Source organism: Hydrogenophaga sp. R2 (assembly GCF_049843595.1).
Lineage (GTDB): Bacteria > Pseudomonadota > Gammaproteobacteria > Burkholderiales > Burkholderiaceae_C > Hydrogenophaga.
Window position 1 is genome coordinate 351028 of the sequence record NZ_JBBHZN010000001.1, and the last position, 21470, is coordinate 372497.

Here is a 21470-nt window from a genome sequence, read left to right on the forward strand (position 1 = left end):
CACCCACCATGTGCGGCTCCGAACTCCTGACCCGGCGCGCCCTGCACCAGGTGGTGGACATGCCCCACCACGCCTTCGATGCGCGGACCCATGCCCGCATGTTCCATCCGGAGCACCTGGGCCTGATCGATCCCTTCATCGGGGTCGACCTGTTCCACATGCCGCAGAACTTCTTTCTGCCGCACCCGCACGGCGGCATGAGCGCGGTGACCCTGCTGCTGGACGATTCGCCCGGCGGCGTGGTCAACCGCGACTCGCTGGGCGACCACAGCACCATCCAGCCCGGTGACCTGCACTGGACGCAGGCAGGCAGCGGCATCGTGCACGAGGAAACCCCCAGCCAGCCGGGCCGCGCCGCCATCGGCCTGCAGATCTTCGTGAACATGGCGCGCCGCCACAAGCAGGACCCGGCCGCCGTGTTCAAGGTGAACCGCGCCGACATGCCGGTGTGGCAGGGCGAGGGCGTGCAGGTCAAGGTGGCGGCAGGGTCGTTTGCCGGGCTGAGCTCGCCCATCGGCCAGGACCCGCGCTGGGCCACCCGGGTGGACCTGCTGGCCATCACCCTGGCGCCGAACGCCCGGATCGACCTGCCGGTGGACAACGCGGCCAACGGCTTCCTCATCGTCACCGCCGGCGAGATGATGGCCAACGACGAACCGGCCCGCGCCGACCAGACCGTGGTGCTGGCGCCCGCCCCGGCCGACGCTGCCGGCCGCTCCGCGCTGACCTTGCAAACCGGCGCATCGGGCGCACATGCGGTGCTGCTGGCCGGTGTGCCGCTGCGCGAGCCGGTGGTGCCCTACGGCCCCTTCGTGGGCAACAGCCGGCAGGACATTGCGGCCTATGCCCAGGCCTTCCAGCGCGGCGACATGGGCCTGCTGGAGCCTTCCTTCACCCGCTGACCATTCCCCTTTCGTTCCCACCCGCGCCGACCGGCGCACAACCCTGAAAGCAAACCATGGCAAAAGTTGTTGTTGTCTACCACTCCGGCTACGGCCACACCCAGTTCATCGCCCAGGCGGTGGCCCAGGGCGCCGGCGCCGACCTGATCGCTGTCGACGCCGACGGCAACCTGCCCGAAGGCGCCTGGGACGCCCTGGCCGCCGCCGACGCCATCATCATGGGCACGCCCACCTACATGGGCGGTCCGAGCTGGCAGTTCAAGAAGTTCGCCGACGCGTCGTCCAAGGCCTGGTTCACCCGCGCCTGGCAGGACAAGTTCTTTGCCGGCTTCACCGTGAGCGCCAGCCTCAACGGCGACAAGGGCTCCACCCTGTCCTACCTGTCCACCCTGTCGGCCCAGCACGGCGGCCTGTGGGTGAGCCTGGGCATGGCACCGTCCAACAAGCTGGCCTCCACCCGCGCCGACGTCAACAACCTCGGTGGCTCGGTCGGTCTGCTGGTGCAGGCCCCGTCGGACGCCGGTGCCGACAAGATCCCGCAGGGCGACGTGGACACCGCCCGCCAGTTCGGCGAGCGCGTGGCCGCCGTGGCCAAGCGCTTCAAGGGCTGACCCTGCCCGGGCCGGGATCGGCCCCGGCTTGTGGCACAGTCGCCGTCAGTCGATTGCACCGCTTGCCCCGCCGATCCCATGAAGATCATCAGCCTCATCCCCTGGGCCGACTGGCTGGCCCTGGTCTGCTTCTTTGCCCTGTGGGTGGGCTACGCCCGGTTTGCCAAGGTCTGGTCGCGCCGCCGTCCCTCGCTGCTGGACACCACCAACCGCTACCGGCGCTACTGGATGCAGCAGACCACCGCGCGCGATCCCCGCATGCTGGACGGCCTGATCACCCAGACCCTGTCCAACACGCCGGCCTTCTTCTCGTCCACCTCCATCCTGGTCATCGGTGCGCTGTTTGCGCTGCTGGGCACCACCGACAAGGCGGCCGAGCTGATGAGCGAGATCCCGTTCGCCCAGGCCACCACGCTCATCGTCTTCGAGTTCAAGATCGTGGTGCTGGTCTCGATCTTCGTGTACTCGTTCTTCCGCTTCTCGTGGTGCATGCGGCAGTACACCTTCGTGGCGCTGGTCATCGGCTCCATGCCGCCGCCCGAATCCTTCGAGAGCGGCCAGTTCGACCGCCAGCAGTTCGCCGACCGGGCCGCCGCCATGGTGGGCTCGGCGGCCGAGACCTTCAACGACGGCCTGCGCGCCTACTACTTCTCGTTCGCGCTGCTGGCCTGGTTCGTCTCGCCGGTGGCCATGGTGGGGGCGACGCTGATCGTGGTGGCCATCCTCTACAACCGCGAATTCCGCTCGGAAGTCCTGTCCATCCTGAAGGACTGATCGGGGCCTGTCCCCAGTCCCTAAAATCGGGCGCATGTTTGTCCATCTGCGCCTGCACACCGAGTTCTCCGTCGTCGATGGCACCAACCGCATCGACGATGTCGTGGCCGCTGCCGCCACCGACCGCCAGCCCGCCCTGGCCATCACCGACCTGAACAACCTGTTCGGGGCCATCAAGTTCTACAAGGCCGCGCGCGGCGCCGGGGTCAAGCCCCTGATCGGCGCCGAGGTCATGCTGCAGGGCTTCACCGACGAAACCCCCGGCGCCATGCCCGGCGCCCACCAGCCGGCCCTGCCGCGGGCCATCCTGCTGGTGCAGGACCACCAGGGTTACCTCAACCTGTCCGAGCTGCTGGCCCGCGCCTGGACCCGCAACGACGGCCGGGGTCAGGCCGTCATCCAGCGCGCCTGGCTGGAAGAACTCAACGGCGGGCTGATCCTGCTCTCGGGTGCACAGGCCGGCCCGGTGGGCCAGGCGCTCATGGCGGGTGATGCCCGCAAGGCGGCCGATGTCGCCCTGCAGCTCTCCAGCCTGTTCACCCACCGCTTCTACCTGGAGCTGCAACGCGCCGGCCGCACCGACGACGAGCGCCACGTCACCGCCACGGTGCAGCTGGCCGCCCGGCTGCGCCTGCCGGTGGTGGCCACCCACCCGGTGCAGTTCCTGGAGGCCGACGACTACGAGGCGCACGAGGCCCGCGTGTGCATCTCCGAAGGCGAGATCCTGGGCAACAGCCGCCGGGTGCGCCGCTTCACCCGCGAGCAGTATTTCAAGAGCGCGGCCGACATGACAGCGCTGTTCGCCGACGTGCCTTCGGCCGTGGCCAACACGCTCGAGATTGCGCGCCGCTGCAACCTGACCCTGGTGCTGGGCAAGCCGCAGCTGCCCAACTTTCCCACGCCCCTGGTCAATGGCGTGCCCATGCCCATGGAGGACTTCTTCCGCCAGTCCTCGTTCGAGGGGCTGGAGGAGCGGCTGCTGCACCTGTACCCCGATGCGGCCGAGCGCGACCGGCAGCGGCCGCGTTACGTGGAGCGGCTGGAGTTCGAGATCAACACCATCCTCAAGATGGGGTTCCCGGGCTACTTCCTCATCGTGGGCGACTTCATCAACTGGGCCAAGAACAATGGCTGCCCGGTGGGCCCGGGCCGGGGTTCGGGTGCTGGCTCGCTGGTGGCCTATGCGCTCAAGATCACCGACCTCGACCCTCTGCAGTACAACCTGCTGTTCGAGCGCTTCCTGAACCCGGAGCGGGTGTCCATGCCCGACTTCGACATCGACTTCTGCCAGAGCAACCGCGACCGCGTCATCGACTACGTCAAGGAGAAGTACGGCAAGGACGCGGTGAGCCAGATCGCCACCTTCGGCACCATGGCCGCACGTGCTGCCATCCGCGACGTGGGCCGTGTGCTCGACTTCTCCTACGGCTTCTGCGACGGCATCTCCAAGCTCATCCCCAACAAGCCGGGCATGAGCGTGACCCTGCAGTACCCGCCCAGCCCCAAGAAAGACGGCGACAAGAACAACTACGCCATCGAGATGGAGCCGCTGCTGGCCGAGCGCCTGCAGAAGGAAGACGATGTGCGCACGCTGATCGAGCTGGCGCAGAAGCTCGAAGGCATGACCCGCAACATCGGCATGCACGCCGGTGGCGTGCTGATCGCGCCGGGCAAGCTGACCGACTTCTGCCCCCTCTATGCCCAGCCCGGCAGCGACTCGGCGGTGAGCCAGTACGACAAGGACGACGTGGAGGCCATCGGCCTGGTGAAGTTCGACTTCCTGGGCCTGGCCACGCTCACCATCCTGGAGATCGCGCGCGAATTCATCATGCAGCGCCACAAGGGGCAGGAAAACTTCCGCTTCGAAGATGTGCCGCTGGACGACCCCAAGGTGTATGCCCTGTTCTCGCGCGGTCAGACCGAAGCGGTGTTCCAGTTTGAAAGCCGGGGCATGCAGGGCATGCTGCGCGACGCCAAGCCCACCCGGCTGGAAGACCTGATTGCGCTGAACGCCCTGTACCGCCCGGGCCCGATGGACCTGATTCCCAGCTTCGTGGCCCGCAAGCACGGGCGCGAGGTGGTGGAGTACCCGCACCCGCTGCTGGAGCCGGTGCTGGCGGAGACCTACGGCATCATGGTCTACCAGGAGCAGGTGATGCAGTCGGCCCAGATCCTGGGCGGCTATTCACTCGGTGGCGCCGACCTGCTGCGCCGCGCCATGGGCAAGAAGAAGCCCGAAGAGATGGCCGAGCACCGCCTGATCTTCCGCAAGGGCGCGGCCGAGAAGGGCATCGGCCAGGAGAAGGCCGACGAGGTCTTCGACCTGATGGAGAAGTTCGCCGGCTACGGCTTCAACAAGTCGCACGCCGCCGCCTACTCGCTGCTGGCCTACCACACCGGCTGGCTCAAGGTGCACTACACCGCCGAGTTCTTCTGCGCCAACATGACGGTGGAGATGGACGACACCGACAAGCTCAAGGTGCTGTTCGAGGACGCGGTGAAGATGGGCCTGAGCTTCGAGGCCCCCGACGTGAACCGCGGCGTGCACCGCTTCGAGCCGGTCACCGACCGGTCCATCCGCTACGGCCTGGGCGCCATCAAGGGCACGGGCCAGCAGGCCATCGAGGCCATCGTGGCCGCGCGCGAAGGGCGTGGCGAAGGCCCCAACGGCCACGAGCGTGGCCCCTTCAAGAGCCTGTTCGACTTCTGCCTGCGCGTGGACCGCACCCGCATCAACAAGCGCACGGTGGAGGCGCTGATCAAGGCCGGTGCCTTCGACAACATTCACCTCAACCGGGCCGAGCTGCTGGCCTCGGTGGACCTGGCCTTCGACTACGCGGCCACCACCCAGGCCAATGCCCACCAGGGCGGCCTGTTCGACATGCTGGGCGGCGACGACCACGGCTCCAGCACGCAGGAGCCCGATCTGGTGGCCACGCTGCCCTGGGGCGTGAAGGAACGCCTCACGCACGAGAAAAGCGCGATCGGCTTCTACCTGTCGGGCCACCTGTTCGACGAGGTCGAGCGCGAGGTGCGGCGTTTTGCCCGCACGCCGCTGGAGGCCGTGAAGGACAGCCGCGACCCGGTGATCCTGGCCGGCATCGTCACCGACTTCCGGGTCATCAATGGCCAGCGCGGCAAGCTCGCGCTGTTCAAGCTCGACGACAAGACCGCAGTCATGGAGGTGAGCGCGGACGAGGGTCTGATCAATGCGCACCGCAACACGCTGAAGGAAGACGAGCTGATCGTGGTGCAGGCCCTGGCCCAGCCCGACCGCTTCTCGGGCGGCCTGCGGCTGAAGATCCAGCAGGTGTGGGACCTGGCCGCCGCGCGCTGCCGCTTCGGCAAGTACCTGCGCGTGGCCGTCAATGGCCACGCCCCGGCGGTGGCGCAGCTGGTGCGCGAATTCCCGCCCCGGCGCGAGATCACCGAGCAGGGCGAACTGGTGCGCGGCCTGCCGGTGCGGCTGTCGCTGCTGCGCGAGGGCGCGCAGTGCGAACTGCAGCTGGACGATCGTTCGCTGTTCTTCCCCACCGACGCCGCGCTGGCCAGCTGGATGGCCCAGGCGCACGAGCAGCGCGCCGAGATCGTGTTCGACTGACCCCGCTCAGTCGAGCGGGCGCAGGCCGATCACCAGGGACGGCGGCACGCGGCCGTCGGTGTCGCGGGGCAGGCTGCCGGTGCGGTCGATGGCGCGCAGCACGGCTTCGTCCCAGGCGGCGTTGCCGCTGCTCTTGATGAGCTTGCGGCCGGTGATGGTGCCGTCGGGCAGGGTTCGCACCTCCACCTCGGCGCGCGGGTTGCCCGGCGCCACATCGGTGAAGACCACGTTGGGCTTGATGCGCGCGGCCACCTTGGCGCCATAGCCCGGCGTGGGGCCGCTGGACTGCTGTGCGGTGCCGCTGCTCTGCGGGCCACCGGTGGCGCCGGCCTGTCCCATCATGCGGCGCAGCTGGTCCTGGCGCAGCTGTTCCTTGAGCTGGGCTTCGCGCTTTTCGGCTTCGGCGCGTTTCTTGTCCTCGGCCAGTTTCTGCTGGCGTTCCTTCTCGGCGGCGGCCTTGCGTTCGGCCTCCCGCTTTTCGGCGGCACGGCGCTCGGCCTCGCGCTTGTCGGCCTCGGCCTTCTCGCGGGCCTTGGCGGTGGCGATCTCGGCCTCGGTCGGGCCCGGGGGCGGCGGCGCGGGACGCGGCTCAGGCCGGGGCTGCGGTGCCGGGGGGGCCGGCGGGGGAGGTGGCGGTTCCACCGCCCGCGGTGCGGCCTGCTGCGGCACGCGCGACCACAGCTCGGCTTCCACCGTGGCCAGCTCCACGTCCTTGTTCCATTGCACCCCCCAGGTCAGGGCGATGATGAGCAGGCCATGCACCACCACGGCCTTGGCCACCGGCGGACCCCAGCGGTCGGCGCGCGGCGGCGCCAGGCTGCTGCGGTCCAGCGTGCTGTGGGCGAAGGTGCTTGTCGAGGGCATGACGACAGGGACAGGTTCAGAGACTGCGGGGTCAGCGGCTGGTCTGCACCGCCAGCCCCACGCGGGCGATGCCGGCGCGCTGCAGGGTGTCCATGACCCGCACCACGGCTTCGTACTTGACCGACTTGTCGGCGCTGATGATGACCGGCACGCCGCCTTGCGGCGCTTCGCCGGAGGCCGGGTCGGTGGCCTGCAGCTGCTTCACGCGGGCCACCAGCTGGCCCATGGGCACCGGGGGCGAGTCGCCGCCCTGGTTGCCGTCGCGCACCTGCAGCTGCTCGTCCTTGTCGATCACCACCTGCACGAAGCGGTCGGGCTGGCGCGCGGCCTGGCCCACGCTGGGCAGGGCGATCTGGCTCGGCGTGATGAGGGGGGCGGTCACCATGAAGATGATCAGCAGCACCAGCATCACGTCGATGAAGGGCACCATGTTGATCTCGTTGATGGTGCGGCGGCCCCGGCCGCGGGCGGCGAGCTTGGCCATGTCAGTGACCCGAAGGGGTGCCCGTCTGGGTGCCCAGGTTGCGCTGCAGGATGTTGGAGAACTCTTCCATGAAGGTCTCCATGCCGTTGGCCACCCGGTCGATGTCGTGGGCAAAACGGTTGTAGCCCACCACCGCCGGGATGGCGGCAAACAGGCCGATGGCGGTGGCCACCAGCGCCTCGGCGATGCCCGGCGCCACGGTGGCCAGCGTCACCTGGGCCAGGGCGGCCAGGCCGGTGAACGCATGCATGATGCCCCACACCGTGCCGAACAGGCCCACATAGGGCGCCACCGAACCCACCGTGCCCAGGAAGCTCAGGTTGGACTCCAGCACGTCCAGTTCGCGCTGGAAGCTCGCGCGCATGGCTCGGCGGGCGCCGTCGAGCAGGGCGCCGTTGTCGGTGATGCGGCGCTCGCGCAGTTTCTGGTACTCGCGCATGCCGCTGGCAAAGATGCGCTCCATCGGGCCGCCCTGGCGGGCGTTCTGGGTGGCGGCCGCATACAGGTCGTTCAGGCTGGTGCCGGACCAGAACTCGCGCTCGAAGTCCTCGTTCTTGGCGCGCACCTGCTTGAGGGTGGCCAGCTTGCGGAAGATGGCGGCCCAGCTGATGACCGACATCAGGATCAGCAGCAGCACCACGGCCTGGACAACCCAGCTCGCATTGAGCATGAGCTGGACGATGGAAAGATCTGGGGTCATGTGCGTCGGAGGAAAAAATCGCCGGAAGGTTTCAGGGCGCCGCCAGGGCCTGCAGCACGGCGGGCGGCATGCGGGCGGGTCGCAGGGAGGTGGCGTCGACCCAGCCGATACGGATGCTGCCTTCGCACAGCAGTTCCGCAGCGCTGTCGCCGCCTGCCGGCAGCCGCCAGGCGGTCTGCGCGATTGTGAGCGACGCCCGGCCGGTTTCCCGGGCCGAGGCTGTAACCGTGAGCAAATCATCCAGCCGGGCAGGACGGTGGTACTGCAGCTCGGTGGCACTCACCACGAACATGCCGCCGCTGGTCTCGCGCAGGCGCTGCTGCTCGATGCCCAGCGAGCGCAGCCATTCGGTGCGCGCCCGCTCGAAGAACTTGAGGTAGTTGGCATAGAACACGATGCCGCCGGCATCGGTGTCTTCCCAGTACACCCGCACCGGCCACCGGAAGGCGGCCTGTGCCAGGGCGGCCGGGGCCTGGCTCACAGGGCGGCCTCCAGCCGGGCCACGGCTTCCTGCAGCTGCTCCATCGAGTTGGCGGTGGAGAAGCGCAGGTAGCGGCCCGGGTCGGCCGACCCGAAATCCCGCCCCGGCGTGGTGGCCAGCTGGCAGCGCTGCATCAGCTCGAAAGCCAGTGCCCAGCTGCCGCCGGGGTGGTCGCCGTGGCCGGTCATGGGAATGTCCCAGCGCCCGCACAGATCGGTCACGTCGGACCAGGCATAGAAGGCGCCGTCGGGCATGACCGGCACCGTCAGCCCCAGGCGGTTCAGCTGCGGAATGAAGTAATCGCGCCGGGCCTTGAAGGCCGCACGCCGGCGCTCGTACTCGGCCAGGCTGTCCGGGTGGAAGCAGGCCAGGGCCGCATGCTGGGCGATGGTGCTGGCGCAGATGAACAGGTTCTGCGCGATGCGCTCCACCACCGGCACCAGCTCGGTGGGCAGCACCAGCCAGCCCAGGCGCCAGCCGGTCATGTTGAAGTACTTGCTGAAGCTGTTGATGCTGATCACCTGGTCGCCCAGGCCGTCGGGCAGGCCCAGGGCGGTGTGGCCGTACGCCGGGTCGTGGCTCAGGCCGAGGTAGATCTCGTCCACCAGGGTCACGCCGCCGCGCTCGCGCACATGGGCGGCGATGTCGGACAGCGTCTGGCGGGCAATCGAGGTGCCGGTGGGGTTGGAGGGCGAGGCCAGCAGCACGCCGCGGGTGGCCGCACCCCAGTGCTGGCGGACCTGCTCGGCGCTCAGCTGGAAGCGCTGCTCGGGGCCGGCGGGGATCATGACCGCACGCCCCTCGGCGGCCTGCACGAACTGCCGGTTGCAGGGGTAGCTCGGGTCCGGCATGAGCACCTCGTCGCCGGCATCGATCAGGGCCAGGCAGGCCAGCTGCAGCGCGGCCGATGCACCGGCGGTGATGACGATGCGGCCCGGGTCCACATCCACCCCGAAGCGGCTGGCGTACCAGCCGGAGATGGCCTCGCGCAGCGCCGGCAGGCCCAGGGCCTGGGTGTACTGGCTGCGGCCATCGGCGATGGCGCGGGTGGCGGCCTCCTGCACCAGCGGTGGCGCGGTGAAGTCCGGCTCGCCGATGTTGAGGTAGATCATGGGCCGGCTGCCCGGGTCCGCCTGCGCGGCCTGCCGCGCCGCAGCCTTGGCCAGCTCCATCACGTAAAACGGTTCGATCCGGGTCGCACGCCCGGCGATCTTCAGGGCCATGGCGTCAACGGGCCCGGGGGGTGGGCTGGGCCGCCACCTCCACCGGTCGCAGCTGGGCTGCCAGCGGGTGCAGCACGCCGTTGACGAACTTGTGGCCGTCGGTGCCGCCGAAGGCCTTGGCCAGTTCGATGCACTCGTTGAGCACCACGCGCCAGGGCACATCGGGGCAGTGCTGGAATTCGTAGGCGCCGATCCACAGCACGCCGTGCTCGATGGGCGAGATCTCGGCCAGCGACCGGTCCAGGCGCGGCGTGATGAGTGCGTCGAGCGCGGCGGCCTGTTCGATGCAGCCATGCACCAGGGCATCGAAGTGCACGCTGTCGGCTTTGTGGAAGCCGGCCAGATCGCGGGTGAAGGCGTCGATGTCGGCGGCGTCGTTGCGGCCCACCAGGTGCTGGTAGAGGGCCTGCAGCGCGAACTCGCGGGCGCGGGTGCGGGCCGACTTGTCGGAGGCCTTGCGGGGCGCGCCGGTGCGGGCCGCGTTCTTGTCGGAGTCAGGGGTGTTCATGGATCAGCCGATGGAGTCGATGACGTGGGCCATTTCCACCGCCACACGGGCGGCGTCGACGCCCTTGTCGGTCTGGCGGGCGCGGGCCTGTTCGTCGTTCTCGACGGTCAGGATGGCGTTGGCGATCGGCAGCCGGTAGTCCAGCGAGACGCGCGTGACGCCGGCGCCGGACTCGTTGGCCACCAGCTCGAAGTGGTAGGTCTCGCCGCGGATGATGCAGCCCAGGGCGATGAGGGCGTCGAAGTCGTCGCTTTCGGCCATGGCCTGCAGGGCCACCGGCACTTCCAGCGCGCCGGGCACCTTCACGTGGGCGATGCTTTTTTCCGGCACGCCCAGGGCGATCAGCTCGGCATGGCAGGCCTTGAACAGGGCATCGGTCACGCCCTCGTTCCAGCGCGCCTGCACGATGCCGATGCGGAGTTTGCGGCCGTCCAGCGGGCCTGCGTTGCCTTTGTCTGCTCCGAACATGGGATGGTGTCCTTGGGGGTCAGGTGTTGTTGCGGCCGATGAAGCCGGTGATTTCCAGTCCGTAGCCCGTCATGCTGGGCATGCGGCGGGGGTTGCCCATCAGGCGCATGCGCTGCACGCCGCATTCGCGCAGGATCTGCGCGCCCACGCCGTAGGTGCGCAGATCCATGCGGCCGCGCTCCGGCGCCTGGGCCGAGCGGGCCGTGCCTTCGAACTGGGCCAGCAGCTGGGTGGCGTCCTCGCCGCAATTGAGCAGCACCGCCACGCCCCGGCCGGTGTCCTGCAGGTGGCGCAGGCTGGCCTCCAGGCTCCAGCTGTGCATGGAGCGGCCCACTTCGAGTGCGTCCAGCACCGACAGCGGCTCGTGCACCCGCACCGGCACTTCGTCCTGCGCCTGCCATGTGCCCTTGACCAGAGCGAGGTGCAGGGCACCGCTGGGCTGATCGCGGAAGGCATGGGCGGTGAATTCACCGAAGGCGGTGTTGAGCGGGCGGCTGCCCAGCTTCTGCACCAGCGACTCGGTGCGGCTGCGGTGCTCGATCAGGTCGGCGATGGTGCCGATCTTCAGGCCGTGCTCGGCGGCAAAGAGCTGCAGGTCGGGCAGACGGGCCATGGTGCCGTCGTCCTTCATGATCTCGCAGATGACGGCCGACGGCGAGCAGCCGGCCATGGCCGCCAGGTCGCAGCCGGCTTCGGTGTGGCCGGCGCGCATGAGCACGCCGCCTTCCACCGCCTGCAGCGGGAAGATGTGACCGGGCTGCACCAGATCGGTCGCCTGCGCATTGGGGGCCACGGCCACCTGCACGGTGCGCGCACGGTCGGCGGCCGAGATGCCGGTGGTCACGCCCTCGGCGGCCTCGATCGACACGGTGAAGGCCGTGCCCATCTTGGTGCCGTTGCGCGGCACCATGGGCGGCAGCTTGAGGCGCTCGCAGCGTTCACGGGTGAGGGTCAGGCAGATCAGGCCCCGGCCGAAGCGGGCCATGAAGTTGATGGCTTCCGGCGTCACATGGTCGGCGGCGAGCACCAGATCGCCTTCGTTCTCGCGGTCTTCCTCGTCCACCAGGATCACCATGCGGCCGGCCTTCATGTCGGCCACGATGTCCTCGACCGGGGAAATGGCCACGGGTGCCAGCGTCTGGGGGGCGTTCATGCGGGGTCCTTGGTGAAGGTGGCGCCGGCCGCGAGCATGCGCTCCACATAGCGGGCCACGGTGTCGATCTCGAGGTTGACGGCCGATCCGGCCGCCAGGGTGCCCAGGGTGGTGTTCTCCACCGTGTGCGGGATGAGGTTGATGCTGAACTCGCAGCCTGCTGCGCTGTCGGCTACCCGGTTGACGGTCAGGCTCACGCCGTTGACCGTGATCGAGCCCTTGTAGGCCAGGTACCTGCCCAGCTCGGGCGGGGCCATCACCCGCAGCTCCCAGCTCTCGCCCACTTGGCCGAAGTGCGTGACCCGGCCGATGCCGTCCACATGCCCGGAGACGATGTGCCCGCCCAGCCGGTCCTGCGGGCGCAGCGCCTTTTCCAGATTGACCGGGGTGCCGGCCTGGCCCAGACCGGTGGTGCGGGCCAGGGATTCGGCCGATATGTCGATGGTGAAGCGCCGGGTGGCCAGGTCCAGCGAGGTGACCGTCATGCAGGCGCCGTTGAGCGCGATGCTGTCGCCCAGACCGACGTCATCCAGGTAGCCCGCGGGCGCCTCGATGCTCAGTCGCTTGCCGTGGTCCAAAGAACTGCCCAGCGCGTGGAGGTCGGCGATACGCCCCACGCCGGTGATGATGCCGGTAAACATCCGGGTATTTTCGCAGGGTTTGTGACCCCCCTGCCCGGATCAGGGCCGCAGGCTCAGCGGCTCCAGCATTCGTCGGCGCTGGCGGGCACCGCCTGCCCGACCACCTGCACCTGGCTGCGTGCGCCGGTGTGGTCGAGCCAGAAGGTGCCGCAGGCATCGGCCGCCTGCCGTCCCGACGGGGTGACGGCTTCGACCCGCGCGGCATGCAGGGTGGCTTCCAGATCGGACTGCACCCCGCTGACCCGGTAGCGCTCGCCGATGCGGGCGAAGCTGGGGGCTGCCATGGCCACCATACTGCCCAGGATGGCAACAGCCACCATGGTCTCGATGAGCGAGAGTCCTCGGGCGCAGGCGAAACGGAGCGGGGTGGTGGGCTGTTTCATGCCCGCCACTGTAGGTGCGCGTATTAACTACAAAGTATCCATTTCGATGGATGCATGAGACCCATCGACAGGCGGATGAATGCTCGGGTGTTATTCGGCGCAGGTGAGATCAGCGGACCACTTGGGCCCGCAGACGGAGGTCATCGCCCACCGGCACCGTGTCGATCCAGCGCAGGTTCACGCCATCGGCCAGGCGCTCCAGCGCCCCCAGGTGGGCCAGCCCCGAGCCTTGTCCGAGCAGGCGGGGCGCCAGGTACACCAGCAGCTCGTCCACCAGCCCGGCGCGCAGCAGCGAGCCATTGAGCTTGTAGCCGGCTTCCACGTGCAGCTCGTTGATCTCCAGCCGGCCCAGCGCATCGATCATGGCGGGCAGATCCACCTTGCCGCCGTCGCCGGGCAGGCACTGCAGCCGGGCGCCGCGCGACTGCAGTGCGGCTTCGGCCGCTGCGTCGCGCACCGCATGAAACAGGTGGATGCGCCGTTGCAGGCCACCGTGGGGCGTCTCGAACAGGCGGGCATCGGTCGGGGTGCGCAGGTGCGAGTCGATCACCACCAGGTCGGGCTGGCGCGTCACCGGCACCTCGCGCACATCGAGCCGGGGGTTGTCTTCGGCCACGGTGCCGATGCCGGTCAGCACCGCGCAGGCGCGCGCGCGCCAGGCGTGGCCGTCGGCGCGCGCCTCGGGGCCGGTGATCCACTGGCTCTGGCCGTTGTCCAGCGCCGTGATGCCATCCAGCGACGCCGCCATCTTCATGCGGACCCACGGCCGACCCCGCTCCATGCGGCTGAAGAAGCCGACGTTGAGATCGCGCACCGCCAGGGCGATGGCATGGTCGGGTGGCAGCACATCGACCGTGATGCCGGCCTCGCGCAGACGGTCCAGGCCACGGCCGGCCACCAGCGGGTTGGGGTCGGTGCAGGCCACCACCACCCGCGCCACGCGGGCCTCGATCAGGGCGTTGCAGCAGGGCGGGGTGCGACCGAAGTGGGAGCAGGGTTCCAGCGTGACATGGGCCGTGGCGCCCACCACCGGCTCGCCGCGGGCCGCTGCATCGCGCAGCGCCATGACCTCGGCATGCGGGCCGCCGGCCTGCTGGGTATGGCCGATGCCGATGACACGGCCATCGGGTGCTGCGAGCACGCAGCCGACACACGGGTTGGGGTTGGAGAGGGTGAGCGAGAGCCGGCTGGCATCCAGCGCGCTCTGCAGGTGGATCAGGTCGGTGTCCGACACGGGATCAGCGCTTGACCTCGTCGACCAGCGCCCGGAATTCGTCGATGTCCTCGAAGCTGCGGTAGACGCTGGCAAACCGGATGTACGCCACCTTGTCGAGCTTCTTGAGCTCGCGCATGACCATCTCGCCCAGGCGGGCCGCCGGTACCTCGCGAGCGCCCAGGTTGAGCAGCTTTTCCTCGATGCGCTCGATCGCCGCGTCCACCTGCTCGGTGCTCACCGGCCGCTTGCGCAGGGCCAGCGCGAACGAGCCGCGCAGCTTGGCCGGTACATAGTCCACCCGCCGGCCGTCCTTCTTGACCACGGCCGGAAAGCTCACCTCAGGACGCTCGTAGGTGGTGAAGCGTTTCTCGCAATGGCCGCACTGGCGGCGGCGGCGGATGAAGTCCGCGTCCTCCGACACCCGGGTCTCCACGACCTGGGTTTCGAGGTGGCCGCAAAAGGGGCACTTCATCGGTCAGTGACGCTCAGAGCGGTGCGAATGGAATCCGGCGCCGGGCCGCCCCAAGCCGGATTCGCGCCCCCTCGGGGGGCAGCGACCCGCGCAGCGGTGGAGCGTGGGGGCCTCTTCACTTGTAGACGGGGAAGCGGGCGGTCAGGGAGTTCACCTTGGCGCGCACGGCTTCGATGTTGGCCGCGTCGCGCGGGTTGTCGAGCACGTCGGCGATCAGGTGCGCGGTGGCACGGGCCTCCTCGTCCTTGAAGCCGCGGGTGGTCATGGCCGGGGTGCCGATGCGCACGCCGCTGGTGACCATCGGCTTCTCGGGGTCGTTGGGGATGGCGTTCTTGTTGATGGTCATGTGGGCGCTGCCCAGCACGGCCTCGGCTTCCTTGCCGGTGATGCCCTTGGCCCGCAGGTCGACCAGCATCACGTGGCTCTCGGTGCGGCCACTCACGATGCGCAGGCCGCGCTGGGTCAGCGTCTCGGCCACCACCTGGGCGTTGCGGATCACCTGCTGCTGGTAGGCCTTGAACTCGGGGGTCAGCGCCTCCTTGAAGGCCACGGCCTTGGCCGCGATCACGTGCATCAGCGGGCCGCCCTGCAGGCCGGGGAAGATGGCGCTGTTGATGGCCTTCTCGTGCTGGGCCTTCATCAGGATGATGCCGCCGCGCGGACCACGCAGGCTCTTGTGGGTGGTGGAGGTCACCACGTCGGCATGCGGCACCGGGTTGGGGTAGACGCCTGCGGCGATCAGGCCGGCGTAGTGGGCCATGTCCACCATGAAGATGGCGCCGACTTCCTTGGCGATGCGCGCAAACCGCTCGAAATCGATGCGCAGGCTGTAGGCCGACGCGCCGGCAATGATCAGCTTGGGGCGGGTCTCGCGGGCCTTGGCTTCCATGGCCTCGTAGTCGATCTCTTCCTGGGCGTTCAGACCGTAGGACACGACGTTGAACCACTTGCCCGACATGTTCAGCGGCATGCCGTGGGTCAGGTGGCCGCCTTCGGCCAGGCTCATGCCCATGATGGTGTCGCCGGGCTTGAGGAAGGCCAGGAAGACGGCCTCGTTGGCGGATGCGCCGCAGTGCGGCTGCACGTTGGCGGCATCGGCGCCGAAGAGCTGCTTGACGCGGTCGATGGCCAGTTGCTCGGCCACGTCCACGTATTCGCAGCCGCCGTAGTAGCGCTTGCCGGGGTAGCCCTCGGCGTACTTGTTGGTCAGCTGGGTGCCCTGGGCGGCCATGACGGCCGGGGAGGCGTAGTTCTCGCTGGCGATCAGCTCGATGTGGTGTTCCTGGCGGGCGTTCTCGGCCTGGATGGCGGCAAACAGCTCGGGGTCGGTTTGTTCGATGAGGATGTTGCGGTCGTACATGGCAATCCTGAGGAGGCAGTCCTGTGAAGGGTTGGATCCTTGTGCACTGACAAGGGCTGCCCAGGCGAACGGCTGATCGCACGCACCATCGGGTCCGGGCGGTGCGCTTCCCAGTGGTTGTCCCGGGCAGGCCGGGGGGCCACGTCAGCGGTCGACCTGCAAAGGTGATCGCCTATCGCCAGTTGCGCACGCGCGGATTCTAGCCGAGCCCCCAGGCCCGGCGCAGGCTCAGGACGGGATGACCGCCGCTGGCGAAGGAGACCCGGTCGGCACCACGGCCTCGATGTCGGCGGCCGGCAGCGGGCGGGCCGGCTGGCCTTCGGTCTGCTTGACCGGGATGGGCTGGGCGGCAGCGGCCGGAGCGCTGCGCGGCACCGGGCGACCCAGGGCCACGCCCTGGATGCGTGCATGTTCGGCCAGCACCCGGTCGATGTACCAGCCGCCGTCGGTGGTCACGGCGCCCACGTACAGGCGAAGACCGCCCTCGACCGAGCCGGCACGGCGGATCGCGTCCTGCAGCACCTGGGCACCCACCCGCAGGTTGGACACCGGATCGAAGGCCGCCAGATGGCCACCGAAATCCTCGTACTTGTCGGTGTGGACCTTGGTCAGCACCTGCATCAGGCCCTGGGCGCCCACCGGGCTCTGGGCAAAGGGGTTGAAGCGCGATTCCACCGCCATCACGGCCAGGATCAGGGTCGGGTCCAGCCGGGCCTTCTCGCCCACGGCATAGGCCTCGGTCACCAGGGCGGCCAGCGGCTCCGGGGCCACGCGGTACTTGCGGCTGAGCCACTGCGTGACCTTGGCCTGCTGTTCCGGCAGGGCCGAGAGGTCGGCGGCGGTCACGCGGTCCACTGCGGTGGGTTCGGCTTCCACCACCAGCTCGGTGGCAGCGGCTTCCTGGCGCTGCAGCAGCCAGCCCAGCAGCTGTTCTTCGGCGCTGGCGCGCAGGTCGGCGCGGAAGCCCAGCACCACCACGGCCACGGCCAGCACGGTGCCCAGCAGCGCCAGGCTGTTGTGCGTGATGTCGTAGAAGCCGCGGTAGGCATCGGCCAGGGCGGTCTTGCTGGAGGCCAGCAGCCGGCCGTAAGCCGAGGTCTGTCGGTTCAGGTTGTTCATGTGTCGCTCCTTTCGCGGCGAGACCGGCATTCCTGGGAATGTCGGTCTCGTAGGACGGGGGACGCCATCGGGTCCGGCGCTTCGGTGCGCCGGGGGCCGACTCCGCCGGGGTGGGCGGCAGCGGTCCGGGATTACCCCTAAGGGCAAAGTTCGCGGATGGTAGGGAGGCGATCATATCGAGTCAATGTTTTAAACATGATTTCATAGATTTATGAGTTATATGAAAGCCGGCCTGCTTCCGCCCTTCGAGCGCCGATCCCAGGCCCGGCGCGGCCTGCCGACGGGTCGGTCCCTGTGTCGCTTTGATGACCGTCTATCGGCTTTTCTCGACCTTTCGCGTCCTGAAACCGGGTTCCAGGATCGCCGAATGGGGTGCCGGACCCCCATAAAAAATCCCCATGACGGATCGGCTGCATGCCCCTTGAACCGGATGCGGGAGGGGGGTACATTGGCCCTGCGTTCCGGCACGGAACGCATGAGCCGGCCGAAGCGGTACAGCCGCTGACCGGACCCCTCCGGGAGCAATCTCTTGCTCCCTGGCCGACGGGACCACACCCTCCCGCCGTGCCCCACCGACGGCAAGTGCATGTTGCCCGCCGTCAACCCCGACAGGCCGCGCCTGTCGGGGTTTCTTGTTTCTGGCGGGGATGTTCCCGGTTGTGGCCGTTCATCGGCTTGCGCGACACTCCCGGACATGACCGTCGACGACACCTCCCGCGCCCCGAACCTCTGGCACCGCAGCTGGCACGCCCCGGTGCGCTGGCGCCGCTGGCTGGTGCGGGGGCTGGCCGGTCTGCTGGTGCTGTGGCTGCTGGGCTGGCTGGGCCTGCCGCCGCTGCTGAAGGCCCAGATCGAGTCCCGGGCCAGCGCCGCGCTGGGGCGTGCCGTCACGCTGCAGTCGGTGGCCGTGCGGCCCTGGGCGCTGGAGGTCGATCTGCTGGGCCTGCGGGTGGCCGGTGCGCCCGCCGATGCCGAGCCGCTGCTGACCGTGGCCCGCCTGCATGTGGACGCCGAACTGCAGTCGCTGCTGCGGCTGGCGCCGGTGATCGACGCGCTGCACATCGAGCAGCCGGTGGTGCACCTGGCCCACCTGGGCGAGGGCCAGTACAGCGTGGACGACATCCTCCAGCGCCTGCGCGAGGCCAGCCCGCCCGACAGCCCCCCGGGCGAACCGGCCCGGTTTGCCCTGTTCAACCTGGAGATCCGGGGTGGCTCGGTCACGCTGGACGACCGGCCGGTGGGCGTGGTGCATCGGGTGGAGGGCATCGAGCTGGGCGTGCCCTTCCTGAGCAACCTGGCCTCGCGGCGCGACGTGGTGACCCAGCCCCGCCTGGCCTTCCGGCTCAACGGCAGCGGGTTCGATTCCACCGCCCGCACCACCCCGTTCGCCGACAGCCATGCCACCCAGGCACGTCTGCGCATGCCCGACTTCGATCTGGCGCCGTACCTGCCGTACTGGCCCTCGGCCTTGCCGGTGCGTCCGCTGGCCGGGGTGCTGGATGTCGACCTCACGCTCGATTTCGAACAGAAGACCCAGCCGCAGGTGCGCCTGTCCGGTGCTGTGGGCGTGGCCGGGTTGCGCCTGGCGGAAACGGCCGCCCCGGCCGATGCCCCCTGGCTGGCCTGGGACCGGCTGCAGGTGGCCCTGGAGTCGGTGCAGCCCCTGGAGCGGCGTGTGGCCCTGGGGCCGGTGGCGCTGGACGGCCTGCACCTGCGCCTGGCCCGCGATGCTGCCGGCCAGACCAACCTGCAGCGCATGGTCGCGCGGCTGGCGGCCCGTCCGGCTGCGGCCCCCGCACAGGCTGCTGCGTCCACGCCTGCGCCAGCCACCGGGCCGGCCGCCGCGGCACCGTCGCCCTGGCAGTTCCGCATGGCGTCCTTCGAGCTGAGGGGCAGCCGGGTCGACTGGGCGGATGCTTCCACCCGGCCGGCAGCCGCCCTGAGCCTCTCCGACCTGCAGCTGCGCCTGGGCGCGGTGGCCTGGCCGGACATGCCGCCGGCCCCGCTGGAGGTGAGTGCCCGGCTGGCCGATGTGCCGCTGGATCTGCGCGGCGAGGTGAGCGACACCCGGGCACGCCTGCAGCTGGGGCTGCAGGGCTGGCCCCTGGCGTCCGCTGCTTCTTATATGCAGCAGGTGCTGGTGCCTGAGGTGGCCGGGGCCCTGAGCCTGGATGCGGCGCTGGAATGGGACGCCGCCCGCAACAGCCAGCCCATGGCCGTGCGGGTCAAGGCCAGCCGCCTGGCGCTGGACGGGCTGCGGCTCGGCCCGGCCCGCCAGCCGCTGGCGCAATGGAAGGCACTGGAGCTGACCGATGTGGACCTCGCCTGGCCGGCTGCCCGCGTGGCCCTGGGCACCGTGCGTCTGGAAGAACCCCGGGTGCAGGCCGGGCGCGATGGCGACCGCCGCTGGATGTTCCAGACCTGGCTGCGCGAGCGGCCCGCGAGGGCGGCCTCTGCGGCCTCTGAGGCCTCTGCGGCGCCTTCCACGCCTTCCACGCCAGACACGACGAAAGCCGCCGATGCCGGCCCTGCCTCCGCCGCACCCGCCTGGCAGGTGACGGTGGGAGAGGTGCGCATCGAGCGCGGCGGCCTGCGCTGGACCGACCGCGCCCTGGCCCGGCCGGTCGACCTGGTGGTCTCGGGCCTGGACCTGCGGCTGCAGAACCTGGCCCCGCTGGCGGCGGTGCAGCCCGACATGCCCCTGGCGCTGCAGGCCCGTCTGGCCCAGGCCGACCGGGGTGCCGATGCCGGACGCCTCTCGGTCAACGGGCAGCTGCGGCTGCCGGCGCCCGACGCCGGCCTGCGCGCCCGCACCCGGCTGCAGCTGGAGCGGCTGCCCCTGCACGGGCTGGAGCCGTACTTCGGCGACCGCCTGGCCATCGAGCTGCTGCGGGCCGATGCCAGCCTGCGCGGTCAGCTCGATCTGGAACTGACGGCCGACGGACCGCGCATCCAGCTGGCGGCCGATGCCGCCCTGGAGGACCTGCGCGCCCACAGCGTGGAGCCGGCCGAAGAGCTGCTCACCTGGAAATCGCTCCAGGTGCGCGGCGTGCGCCTGCAGACCGCGCCGGGCCAGGCCTTGCAGCTGGCCGTGGCCGAGACCGTGCTCAGCGATTACTACGCCCGCATCGTCATCGACCCCGAAGGCCGCATCAACCTGCGTGGACTGGTCAAGCCGGCACCCGAGGCCCCATCGACTCCGGCCACGGACACGGCCACGACCGCCGCCCCGACTGCGGCGGCAGCGCCGGCCCCGGCGCCCGACATCCGCTTCGGCCCGGTCAGCCTGGTCAACGGGCGGGTGCTGTTCTCCGACCGCTTCATCCGGCCCAACTACACCGCCAACCTGAGCGAGCTCACCGGCACGCTGAGCGCCTTTGCCAGCCGGCCGGCCTCGCCGGGGGAGCCGCTGGCGCTGGCCGATCTGTCGCTCAAGGGCCGGGCCGAGGGCACGGCCGCGCTCGACATCGGTGGCCGCATCAACCCGCTGGCCCAGCCGCTGGCACTCGACGTGCAGGCCAAGGTGCGCGACCTGGAGCTGCCGCCGCTCTCACCCTACAGCGCCAAGTACGCCGGCTACGGCATCGAGCGCGGCAAGCTCAGCGTGGACCTGGCCTACCGGGTGGACCCCGACGGCCAGCTCAGCGCCAGCAACCAGATCGTGCTCAACCAGCTCAGCTTCGGTGAACGCATCGAAGGCAGCACCGCGCCCAACCTGCCGGTCAAGCTGGCCGTGGCCCTGCTGGCCGACCGCAACGGCGTGATCGACATCAACCTGCCCATCAGCGGCTCGCTCAACGACCCGCAGTTCCGGCTCGGGCCCATCATCGTCAAGGTCATCCTCAACCTCATCGGCAAGGCCATCACCTCGCCCTTTGCGCTGATCGCCGGTGCCTTCGGCAGCGACGGTCCCGACATGAGCCAGGTCGCCTTTGCGCCGGGCTCCGCCGCGCTGGCCGACGAAGGGCAGCGCCAGCTCGAATCGGTGGCCAAGGCGCTGGCCAGCCGCCCGGCGCTGCAGCTCACCGTCATGGGCCACAGCGATCTCGAGGCCGAGCGCACCGGTTACCAGCGGGCCCGGCTCGATGCCCAGGTGCAGGCCGAGAAGCGCCGCCAGCTGGCGCGCGGCGGGGCTGCCGTGCCGGCCACGGTGACGGTGAGCGCGCAGGAGTACCCCGATCTGCTCAAGGAGGTCTACCGCCGCGCCGACGTGGCCAAGCCGCGCAACCTGGTGGGCCTGGCCAAGGACATTCCGGTGGCCGACATGGAGAAGCTGCTCATGGCCGCGGTGCCAGTGAACGAGGACGCCATGCGCGAACTCGCCGTGGCCCGCGCGGTGGCGGTCAAGGATTTCCTGTCCACCCGTTCGGTGCCCGAAGACCGGCTGTTCCTGGGCGCACCGCGCCTCAAGGCGGCCGGCGAGGGCTGGAAGCCGCAGGCCGAACTGCAGCTCGCGCCGCGTTGATGCCTGCGTGATCGCGGCGACAATACGCGTTTGGTCGCGCGCCCG

The 21470-nt window shown here is 69.7% G+C and carries 19 protein-coding genes and 1 riboswitch; of the genes, 5 read left to right on the forward strand and 14 right to left on the reverse strand.

What is annotated here, in order from left to right; genetic code table 11:
• Positions 1-8 precede the first annotated feature (8 nt).
• From WD026_RS01735 to dnaE, 4 genes are all read left to right on the forward strand, one after another.
• Entirely contained in the window at positions 9-902 is an 894-nt protein-coding gene (locus WD026_RS01735) for a pirin family protein (protein ID WP_425721937.1), read from the forward strand.
• A gap of 56 nt (positions 903-958) precedes the next feature.
• The gene (locus WD026_RS01740; RefSeq protein WP_425721938.1) at positions 959-1513 is read left to right on the forward strand and encodes a flavodoxin family protein; all 555 of its coding nucleotides are present in this window, start codon (positions 959-961) and stop codon (positions 1511-1513) included.
• A gap of 78 nt (positions 1514-1591) precedes the next feature.
• A complete protein-coding gene (locus tag WD026_RS01745; protein WP_425721939.1) occupies positions 1592-2287 on the forward strand; it encodes a DUF599 domain-containing protein in 696 nt (231 codons plus the stop codon).
• Between the two features lie 34 nt (positions 2288-2321).
• On the forward strand, positions 2322-5888 hold the full coding sequence (gene dnaE, locus WD026_RS01750; RefSeq protein ID WP_425721940.1) for a DNA polymerase III subunit alpha: 3567 nt from the start codon (positions 2322-2324) through the stop codon (positions 5886-5888).
• 6 nt (positions 5889-5894) lie between these two features.
• Here dnaE and tolA read toward each other — a convergent pair whose 3' ends face one another.
• The 14 genes from tolA to WD026_RS01820 form a co-directional block, all read right to left on the reverse strand.
• Positions 5895-6752 carry a cell envelope integrity protein TolA gene (gene tolA / locus WD026_RS01755; RefSeq protein WP_425721941.1) on the reverse strand — a complete coding sequence of 286 codons (858 nt, stop codon included), beginning with the start codon at positions 6750-6752 and terminating at the stop codon, positions 5895-5897.
• Positions 6753-6783: 31 nt separating this feature from the next.
• Positions 6784-7236, reverse strand: a complete 453-nt coding sequence (locus WD026_RS01760) for an ExbD/TolR family protein (protein ID WP_425721942.1) — start codon at positions 7234-7236, stop codon at positions 6784-6786.
• A 1-nt stretch (position 7237) separates the two neighbouring features.
• Positions 7238-7936: a protein TolQ gene (tolQ, locus tag WD026_RS01765; protein ID WP_425721943.1), complete on the reverse strand. Its 699-nt coding sequence runs from the start codon at positions 7934-7936 to the stop codon at positions 7238-7240.
• A 31-nt stretch (positions 7937-7967) separates the two neighbouring features.
• Positions 7968-8417 (reverse strand): tol-pal system-associated acyl-CoA thioesterase, encoded by a 450-nt coding sequence (ybgC, locus tag WD026_RS01770; protein ID WP_425721944.1) that lies wholly within the window; start codon positions 8415-8417, stop codon positions 7968-7970.
• Positions 8414-9634, reverse strand: a complete 1221-nt coding sequence (locus tag WD026_RS01775; protein ID WP_425723183.1) for a pyridoxal phosphate-dependent aminotransferase — start codon at positions 9632-9634, stop codon at positions 8414-8416. The genes ybgC and WD026_RS01775 overlap by 4 nt, the downstream gene beginning before the upstream one ends.
• Before the next feature lie 10 nt (positions 9635-9644).
• On the reverse strand, positions 9645-10148 hold the full coding sequence (nusB, locus tag WD026_RS01780) for a transcription antitermination factor NusB (RefSeq protein ID WP_425721945.1): 504 nt from the start codon (positions 10146-10148) through the stop codon (positions 9645-9647).
• 3 nt (positions 10149-10151) lie between these two features.
• Positions 10152-10616: a 6,7-dimethyl-8-ribityllumazine synthase gene (gene ribH, locus WD026_RS01785; RefSeq protein WP_425721946.1), complete on the reverse strand. Its 465-nt coding sequence runs from the start codon at positions 10614-10616 to the stop codon at positions 10152-10154.
• 19 nt (positions 10617-10635) lie between these two features.
• On the reverse strand, positions 10636-11769 hold the full coding sequence (gene ribBA, locus WD026_RS01790) for a bifunctional 3,4-dihydroxy-2-butanone-4-phosphate synthase/GTP cyclohydrolase II (RefSeq protein ID WP_425721947.1): 1134 nt from the start codon (positions 11767-11769) through the stop codon (positions 10636-10638).
• The gene (locus WD026_RS01795; protein ID WP_425721948.1) at positions 11766-12410 is read right to left on the reverse strand and encodes a riboflavin synthase; all 645 of its coding nucleotides are present in this window, start codon (positions 12408-12410) and stop codon (positions 11766-11768) included. Before WD026_RS01795 ends, ribBA begins: the two co-directional genes overlap by 4 nt.
• 53 nt (positions 12411-12463) lie before the next feature.
• Positions 12464-12793: a pilus assembly FimT family protein gene (locus WD026_RS01800; RefSeq protein WP_425721949.1), complete on the reverse strand. Its 330-nt coding sequence runs from the start codon at positions 12791-12793 to the stop codon at positions 12464-12466.
• Positions 12794-12902: 109 nt separating this feature from the next.
• Positions 12903-14027, reverse strand: coding sequence for a bifunctional diaminohydroxyphosphoribosylaminopyrimidine deaminase/5-amino-6-(5-phosphoribosylamino)uracil reductase RibD (gene ribD / locus WD026_RS01805; RefSeq protein WP_425721950.1), 1125 nt, complete (start codon positions 14025-14027; stop codon positions 12903-12905).
• Between the two features lie 4 nt (positions 14028-14031).
• Positions 14032-14481: a transcriptional regulator NrdR gene (gene nrdR / locus WD026_RS01810; RefSeq protein WP_086120290.1), complete on the reverse strand. Its 450-nt coding sequence runs from the start codon at positions 14479-14481 to the stop codon at positions 14032-14034.
• Positions 14482-14596: 115 nt separating this feature from the next.
• A complete protein-coding gene (gene glyA, locus WD026_RS01815) occupies positions 14597-15841 on the reverse strand; it encodes a serine hydroxymethyltransferase (RefSeq protein ID WP_425721951.1) in 1245 nt (414 codons plus the stop codon).
• A 51-nt stretch (positions 15842-15892) separates the two neighbouring features.
• A riboswitch (ZMP/ZTP riboswitch) is annotated at positions 15893-16037 on the reverse strand.
• Positions 16038-16069: 32 nt separating this feature from the next.
• A complete protein-coding gene (locus WD026_RS01820; protein WP_425721952.1) occupies positions 16070-16960 on the reverse strand; it encodes a transglycosylase SLT domain-containing protein in 891 nt (296 codons plus the stop codon).
• Positions 16961-17654: 694 nt separating this feature from the next.
• Between WD026_RS01820 and WD026_RS01825 the strand changes: the two genes are divergently transcribed.
• On the forward strand, positions 17655-21425 hold the full coding sequence (locus WD026_RS01825; RefSeq protein ID WP_425721953.1) for a DUF748 domain-containing protein: 3771 nt from the start codon (positions 17655-17657) through the stop codon (positions 21423-21425).
• Positions 21426-21470: the final 45 nt, after the last annotated feature.

Excerpts from the sequence above, each read along its gene's own strand:
- tolQ (WP_425721943.1), bottom strand. The coding sequence starts at position 7,936 with ATGACCCCAGATCTTTCCATCGTCCAGCTCATGCTCAATGCGAGCTGG.
- WD026_RS01745 (WP_425721939.1), top strand. The coding sequence starts at position 1,592 with ATGAAGATCATCAGCCTCATCCCCTGGGCCGACTGGCTGGCCCTGGTC.
- WD026_RS01760 (WP_425721942.1), bottom strand. The coding sequence starts at position 7,236 with ATGGCCAAGCTCGCCGCCCGCGGCCGGGGCCGCCGCACCATCAACGAG.
- WD026_RS01735 (WP_425721937.1), top strand. The coding sequence starts at position 9 with ATGTGCGGCTCCGAACTCCTGACCCGGCGCGCCCTGCACCAGGTGGTG.
- WD026_RS01800 (WP_425721949.1), bottom strand. The coding sequence starts at position 12,793 with ATGAAACAGCCCACCACCCCGCTCCGTTTCGCCTGCGCCCGAGGACTC.
- nusB (WP_425721945.1), bottom strand. The coding sequence starts at position 10,148 with ATGAACACCCCTGACTCCGACAAGAACGCGGCCCGCACCGGCGCGCCC.
- WD026_RS01825 (WP_425721953.1), top strand. The coding sequence starts at position 17,655 with ATGACCGTCGACGACACCTCCCGCGCCCCGAACCTCTGGCACCGCAGC.
- glyA (WP_425721951.1), bottom strand. The coding sequence starts at position 15,841 with ATGTACGACCGCAACATCCTCATCGAACAAACCGACCCCGAGCTGTTT.
- dnaE (WP_425721940.1), top strand. The coding sequence starts at position 2,322 with ATGTTTGTCCATCTGCGCCTGCACACCGAGTTCTCCGTCGTCGATGGC.
- tolA (WP_425721941.1), bottom strand. The coding sequence starts at position 6,752 with ATGCCCTCGACAAGCACCTTCGCCCACAGCACGCTGGACCGCAGCAGC.
- WD026_RS01740 (WP_425721938.1), top strand. The coding sequence starts at position 959 with ATGGCAAAAGTTGTTGTTGTCTACCACTCCGGCTACGGCCACACCCAG.
- ribBA (WP_425721947.1), bottom strand. The coding sequence starts at position 11,769 with ATGAACGCCCCCCAGACGCTGGCACCCGTGGCCATTTCCCCGGTCGAG.
- WD026_RS01820 (WP_425721952.1), bottom strand. The coding sequence starts at position 16,960 with ATGAACAACCTGAACCGACAGACCTCGGCTTACGGCCGGCTGCTGGCC.
- nrdR (WP_086120290.1), bottom strand. The coding sequence starts at position 14,481 with ATGAAGTGCCCCTTTTGCGGCCACCTCGAAACCCAGGTCGTGGAGACC.
- ribH (WP_425721946.1), bottom strand. The coding sequence starts at position 10,616 with ATGTTCGGAGCAGACAAAGGCAACGCAGGCCCGCTGGACGGCCGCAAA.
- WD026_RS01795 (WP_425721948.1), bottom strand. The coding sequence starts at position 12,410 with ATGTTTACCGGCATCATCACCGGCGTGGGGCGTATCGCCGACCTCCAC.